4 protein-coding genes are annotated in these 7,371 nt (G+C 52.2%); all 4 read left to right on the forward strand.

What is annotated here, in order from left to right:
* The first annotated feature begins 216 nt into the window (after positions 1–216).
* Positions 217–2,697 carry an acetamidase/formamidase family protein gene (locus ACFQPC_RS16450; protein ID WP_382272915.1) on the forward strand — a complete coding sequence of 827 codons (2,481 nt, stop codon included), beginning with the start codon at positions 217–219 and terminating at the stop codon, positions 2,695–2,697.
* A gap of 458 nt (positions 2,698–3,155) precedes the next feature.
* Positions 3,156–3,632, forward strand: coding sequence for a chemotaxis protein CheW (locus ACFQPC_RS16455; protein WP_175625099.1), 477 nt, complete (start codon positions 3,156–3,158; stop codon positions 3,630–3,632).
* A gap of 46 nt (positions 3,633–3,678) precedes the next feature.
* A complete protein-coding gene (locus ACFQPC_RS16460; RefSeq protein ID WP_382272916.1) occupies positions 3,679–5,382 on the forward strand; it encodes a methyl-accepting chemotaxis protein in 1,704 nt (567 codons plus the stop codon).
* A 165-nt stretch (positions 5,383–5,547) separates the two neighbouring features.
* Complete coding sequence (locus tag ACFQPC_RS16465; protein WP_382272917.1) at positions 5,548–7,248, forward strand: methyl-accepting chemotaxis protein; 1,701 nt, start codon at positions 5,548–5,550, stop codon at positions 7,246–7,248.
* Positions 7,249–7,371: the final 123 nt, after the last annotated feature.

Raw genomic sequence — 7,371 nt, forward strand, 5'->3', positions numbered from 1 at the left:
GAACAAGTTTACCCAAGCGCGGCGGCCTAGTATTTGCGGAATTCTATAGCCATACCGTACCACAGGATTTGCTGGGCAATGTTGCGTACGGGTAAGTTGATTGGCATTCTTTTTTCAAGTCCGGTCCACCGCGTAGGAGCTGTCGTAATATTGCAGTGAAACAGGACTAATGCTGTCGTCAGACAGGCACTTCGGATGTGAAGACTTGGGTAAAGCATGCTTGATAACTTAAATCGTTTTTCGACGGACGCCTTTCCCGGCGAATTGCGGGCTGCGGCATGGTTGCAGACCCTGGGCCGGATCGGATTGACTTGTGATCTGCCGTCATCAGAACGCAATCCTTTGCACGGCCGGGCCTCGGTCAGTATTTCGTCCCATGCGTCGGTGTTCGCCAAACTGCACGGCTCGCCACAGATTTTGCATTCGCCGCAGGATGCGGTCGGCAAGCGCAACGATGTCGTCCTGATCCTGGCATTGCTGGAAGGGCAGGGACAGTTGAGTGTCGGACCGGAATCCGCACACATGAATGCCGGCGATATCTTCCTGGTTAATCCACAGCAGGACTGGCGTCTCGAATTGCAGACCGCATTCACGGCGATTCTGATTGAGTTGAAGGAAGCCGGCTTCCTGGCGCGCCTGATGCGTACCGGCGCGAGCGACCTGAATCGGGTCGTGACGAATCAAGGCACCGGCGGCATCAGCGCTGATTTCCTGTATTCAATCGGTGAGCATTTTGATGGACTGAGCCCGGAAGACCTGGGGCAGATGGAGGCGAGCCTGACCAGTTTGCTGATCGCCGGCATGGCCAGGAATGGTGATGCGGCAGAGTCGGGTGATGCGGATGCCGAGCATTCCACCTCCGTGCAACTCGGACACTTGCGCCGGGTTTGCCGCAGTATTGAAAACCGCCTGACGGATCCAGAGGTTTCCATCAGTGAAATCGCCCGCATCGAAAACCTGTCCGCACGTTATATACAAAAGCTCTTTGCCGGTGGTGACACTACTTTTGGCGAATACGTAAAGAAGCGCCGGCTGGATCGTTGTCGTAATGATTTGGCCAATAGCGCATTGAAACACCTGACGATATGCGAACTATGTTTTCGCTGGGGGTTCAACGATGCGGCGAACTTCAGTCGCGCCTTCAACCTGGAATTTGGCATCAGCCCGAAAACCTATCGGGCCTCTGCCGGCAAGCAAGTGACTTTGCATTTGCAGAGGGGGCGTCCGACACCCAGCGCAGCACTGACGTCTGAAAAGCGACGTAACAGCCGCAAGGTGGCAGGGGCAGTCAGCGCCCTCCACGTCGCTGATGAGCCGGATGGTTTGCGCCACCAGTTCGCCAGTATCCTGAATGAAATTGCCGACTACGAGGTGGGCGCATTACCTTTGCCTGAGCATGGGCAGGTCCCGGCGAATGATGAGGTCTCGCCCAGGCACGCGGTGCACAGCAAGCATCACTACATCCCGGTATCGGACAAGACCGTGCACTGGGGCTATTTCTGTAAAACGATTAAACCTGTGGTTACCGTGAACTCGGGTGATTGCGTCACGATAGAAACGTTGACACAACATGCTTACGATGATTACGAACGCATGATCAAAGGTGATCCCGGTGCGGAAAGTGTGTTCCATTGGGATGCTAATGGTAAATCGGTGGATCGGCGTGGTTCCGGGCCTATCGATAGTTCGATTTATGGGCGCGGTGCCGGGGAAGGATTCGGCGTCCACATCTGTACCGGTCCGGTCTACGTACAGGATGCGGAGCCGGGTGATGTGCTGGAGATACGTATCCTTGATATCCAGACGCGACCGGCGGCGGCGGAAGAGCATGTAGGCAAATCATTCGGCAGTAATGCCGCGTCTTGGTGGGGTTTCCACTACCACGACTTGCTGACCGAACCGAAGCCGCGCGAAGTCGTGACTATTTATGAGATCGAGCATGCCGCGCATGACTGTTGTGCAAAGGCGGTCTACAACTTCCGCTGGACACCGCAAACCGATCCTTTTGGCGTGCGACACGACACGATCGATTATCCCGGTATCCCGGTTGATCACAGCAGCATAGTGAAGAATTATGGCGTCTTGAAAAACGCACGGATCCCGATCCGTCCGCACTTTGGCGTGATGGCTGTTGCACCATTGCTGGATGATGAAGTGGACTCGGTCCCGCCTGGTTCCTTTGGCGGTAACCTGGATAACTGGCGTGCCGCGAAAGGTTCGACTTTATTCCTGCCGGTAGGTGTGCCCGGAGCCTTGTTTTCGGTCGGCGATCCGCATGCATCGCAAGGTGATTCCGAATTGTGTGGAACGGCGATTGAATGTTCGCTGACCGGCGAGTTCCAGTTAGTCCTGCACAAGAAAAAAGATATCGCCGGAAAATTTCTTGATGAACTCGATCATCCTTTCCTCGAGAGTGAGACCGAGTGGGTCATCCAGGGTTTGAGCTATGCCAATCATTTGGTGGAGTTGGGGGCAAATGCGCAGGCTGATATCTATAAGAAGGCGTCCCTCGATATGGCGATGCGCGATGCTTTCCGCAAGACGCGGCGCTATTTGATGACGGCCCATGGCTTGAACGAAGATGAGGCGATTTCCCTGATATCGGTGGCGGTAGATTTTGGCATTACACAAGTCGTCAACGGTAACTGGGGTGTACATGCCGTTATCAAGAAATCCATACTATGCCGGGATGAATAGCGCTTTTCCGGCTATTCGCAGCCCGCATTCAATCGTCCTTAGAGCCCCATTTTGCCGTGTGGCCAATTGCGCAACGCATGTTTGCGCACATCAATAAGAATCATTCCCGATGTGATGATCAGTATTTGCAAAGGCCGTCGATGATGAATCGATGTGATTTGCGATATTGTCGGTTTACTATCGACGGTAATCGGGATGCAAAAATCAGATTTTTCTCTCAGTAAAACGTTAAAAAACGTACCAAATATACAAGCGTTTTCCGCGATTTAACCAAATGTCACAGATCATTTGGAATATCTTTGCGACAGCCTCGTTTCTAGCTAAAGATTCCTTCTGGAATGACGTAATCAGGATTAAGTTGAAGGGGGAAATTTTCCCGTTTCGACTACCAATATTTTTACGCTAAAAAGCTTGACCCACAGCGCAAAAAAACAATCCTTCTTATAAACAGGCCATCCATGCAAAACAAGCAACAATCTCTCGGAGGAACCGAGGTATTGGCGTTTACGCTAGGCAGCGAAGAGTACGGCATCGATATTCTGAAAGTCCAGGAAATTCGTGGTTACGACGCTGTTACGAAAATCGCTAATGCACCTGAGTTCATCAAAGGCGTCATCAATCTGCGCGGCATCATTGTGCCGATTGTCGATATGCGCATCATGTTCAAACTGGGGGCACCCACTTATGACCAATTCACCGTCGTCATTATTTTAAATATTGGTAATCGTGTAGTCGGAATTGTGGTCGACAGCGTTTCGGACGTCATCACACTCAATAGCGAGCAAATCAAACCGGCCCCGGAAATGGGAACCTCCATGAATGCTGACTTTTTGATCGGGCTGGGGACGATAGAAGAGCGCATGTTGATCTTGCTGGATATAGACAAGCTGATGTCGTCATCCGAAATGGGACTGATAGAAAAACTAGCGGCCTGATACAAAAAATAGAGCTGCTTTCACAATAATGGTCTGAGAGGGAAAAATGTTTAATAACTTATCAATCAAGATGCGCTTGATAGGCACGATGGCTTTCATGGGCATCATGCTGATCGTCGGTGGTGCGATGGGTGTATTTGGCTTGCAAAGCACGAACGATTCATTGAAGGATGTATACGGTAACCAGCTTGCGTCTTCGCAGGCCATCAATACCGCCATGACACGCTTGTTCCAGGCACGTTCAACTATCGATCGTGTGTTAATCAAGTCGAATGGCGCGAATAATGCAGCAATGTTTGAGCGCGCTGATACCTTGCGTAAGGAATCGGATGCCGCATGGAAGGCTTACTATGCGTTGCCGATGAATGCGGATGAAAAAAAACTGGCCGATGTCGTGACTGCCAACCGTGATGCATACCTGAGTGAAGGTGCTTTGCCCCTGGTGAAAGCGATACAAAGCGGGCTGTTTGAAGAAGCAGAACTCTTGATGTTTGAAAAGGCCACACCTTTATTCATCAAGATGACCGAGAGTGCGGAAAAGCTGCAAGAGTTCCAGATGAAGGCAGCCGCAGGCAGCTATGAATCCAGCCAGTCGATGTTTGCCCTGTTCCGTATTGCTGCGATCGGCGGCGTACTGTTTGGCTTGTTGGTTGTTGCGATTGCAGCTTTCTTCCTGATCCGCGCCATCATGCAGCCTTTGGGCGAAATGCTGGGTCATTTCAGCGCGATTTCTGCCGGTGACCTGACCAGCCGTATCGAAGTCAAATCGCGCAATGAAATGGGTAGATTGATGGGCGGCTTGCAGGTCATGCAAAAAAGCCTGATCGAAACCGTTTTCAATGTACGCCAGGGCAGTACTGCAATCGGCGTCGCAACCCAGCAAATCGCTGCCGGTAACCTGGACTTGTCCAGCCGTACCGAACAGCAAGCCAGCTCGCTGGAAGAAACCGCATCGTCGATGGAAGAGTTGACCTCTACTGTTAAACAGAATGCCGACAACGCACGCCAGGCCAACCAGTTGGCGGCATCGGCTTCCACCGTAGCGGAAAAAGGTGGCGTCGTCGTGTCGCAAGTGGTCGACACCATGGAAGAGATCAATACGTCGGCGAAGAAAATCGTCGACATCATCGGCGTGATCGATGGCATCGCATTCCAGACCAATATCCTCGCTTTGAATGCGGCAGTGGAAGCAGCACGCGCCGGTGAGCAAGGTCGCGGTTTTGCAGTGGTCGCAAGCGAAGTGCGCAATCTGGCGCAACGTTCCGCTGCCGCCGCCAAGGAAATCAAAACCCTGATCGGTGATTCTGTTGATAAGGTCGAGATCGGCAGCAAGCTGGTGGCTGAAGCGGGTGTGACGATGAAGGAAGTTGTGCAAGGTGTACAGCAAGTAACCGACATCATGTCCGAAATCACGGCGGCAAGCCAGGAACAAAGTGCCGGTATTGAACAAGTCAATCAGGCGATCAGCCAGATGGACCAGGTCACCCAGCAAAATGCTGCGTTGGTAGAAGAAGCAGCAGCTGCGGCGGAGTCACTGAATGAGCAAGCCGGGAAACTGGCTGAAGCTGTCAGTGTCTTCAAGCTCGACGGCGTAGCAGCAGCGACACCAGTCACAAAGACGGCCAACAAAATTGCAGTAGTGGCAAGCAGCCCGGCACCAGCCAAGCGTGCAATCACTGCTCCTGCCCCAGTGCGTCAAAAAGTAGCGAATGGCGCAGCCACTGGTGGCGATGATTGGGAAGAATTTTAAATAGAGATTACTTACCCGAAAGTCGTGAGCAATAACGGGACTTGGTATCAGTCCCGGATGGATCTGGACAGTACGAAGACATCAAGTTCGCCGGCTAAGCTGGCAACTTGATGTTTTTTCGTGTGCATCTTGCAGCATCACCTTTTCCCACTTTGAGTTAAAAAAATGAAAATAAGCAATTTGAAAATTGGCGCACGCCTGGGCTTGGCTTTCGCTGTAATACTGGTGTTGATGGCATCCATGATTGCAATCGGCGTCTGGCGTTTACAGGAAGTGGCACAAGCGACCGTGCATATGGAGGAGGCATCAGCCAAGGAGCGGCTCACGCATCAATGGTATCTGGGCAATATTGCAAATGCTGTCCGTACATCGGCTCGCGTAAGAAGTAATGATGCTGAAGTACAGAAACAGTTCCAGACCGAGATGGAAGCGCAAAGCCTGGAAATCACCAAACTGCAAAATCAAATCGTTGAGTTGATCAGCAGCGCGGAAGGCAAGCAACTGATGAGCGTAGTCGGTGAACGCCGCACGACCTACATGGACGTTCGCAAGGAAGTATTCAAACTCAAGGGCGAGGGTAATGCTGCCGCCGAAGCTGCTGCGAAAAAACTGATCGAGGCCAAAATGGATCCGGCGCTGCTTGCCTACAATCAGTCTGTGCAGGCCGTTGTCGAATACCAGCAAACCATATTTCAAAAGGCCAAAGCCAAAGTGGATGACCTGTATGCGTCCGGTCGTACGGTCTTGATTACCCTGGGAACCATCGCATTAATATTGAGTGCAGTACTGGCGTGGCTGCTGTCGCGCAGCATCACGCGTCCGCTCGATTACGCGGTTGCCGTTGCACGTACTGTCGCATCGGGCGACTTGCGCAACAAAATCCAGTCCAGCTCGAATGATGAGACTGGTCAGTTGTTGCATGCACTGCGCGATATGAATGACGGCCTGGTGCAAAGCGTAAGCCAGGTACGTACCGGTATCGAAACGATCGCTACCGCTTCCAGCCAGATTGCTGCCGGCAACCTTGATTTGTCCAGCCGGACCGAAGAGCAGGCCAGCTCGCTGGAAGAAACTGCATCATCGATGGAAGAACTGACTTCTACCGTCAAGCAAAATGCCGATAATGCGCGCCAGGCGAATCAACTGGCAGTTTCCGCTTCCGGTGTTGCTGAAAAAGGCGGCGAAGTAGTAGCGCGCGTGGTGGATACGATGGAAGAGATCAATGCATCGGCCAAGAAAATTGTCGACATCATCGGCGTCATTGATGGCATTGCATTCCAGACCAACATCCTGGCCTTGAATGCTGCAGTTGAAGCGGCGCGTGCCGGTGAACAGGGACGTGGCTTTGCAGTGGTGGCAAGTGAAGTGCGTAACCTGGCGCAGCGCTCAGCCGCTGCGGCGAAAGAAATCAAGACCCTCATCGGTGATTCCGTCGATAAGGTGGAGTTGGGCAGCAAGCTGGTAGGTGAAGCCGGCGTCACAATGGATGAAGTGGTGCAAAGCGTCAAGCACGTGACAGATATCATGGCTGAGATCATGGCTGCGAGCCAGGAGCAAAGCGCAGGTATCGAACAAGTGAACCAGGCGATTGGCCAGATGGATCAGGTCACCCAGCAAAATGCCGCATTGGTAGAAGAGGCGGCGGCAGCGGCAGAATCGCTGAATGAACAGGCGGCGAAACTGGCTGAAGCGGTCAGCGTGTTCAAACTGGATCGCATTGCGGCTGTGGCACCGTCGAAGAAAGTAAATGTGAGCGCCAGGGTGGCGTCACATGGTGCACCGGCAAATCGTGCAATTGCAGCGCCATCTACCAAAAAAATTGAGAATGGTGCTGCCACGGGCGGGGATGATTGGGAAGAGTTTTGATTCCACTGTTGTAGAAATGAGCCGGGTTATCGCCCGGCTTTTTTTTCGTTTACGTTTTTTACAAATGTGAACTTGAAGATATACATGCGTTGTTTTTTCAAACGATGCGCATAAATCACACAC

The sequence above is a fragment of the Herminiimonas glaciei genome, from assembly GCF_042664955.1.
Classification (GTDB): domain Bacteria; phylum Pseudomonadota; class Gammaproteobacteria; order Burkholderiales; family Burkholderiaceae_D; genus Oxalicibacterium; species Oxalicibacterium glaciei.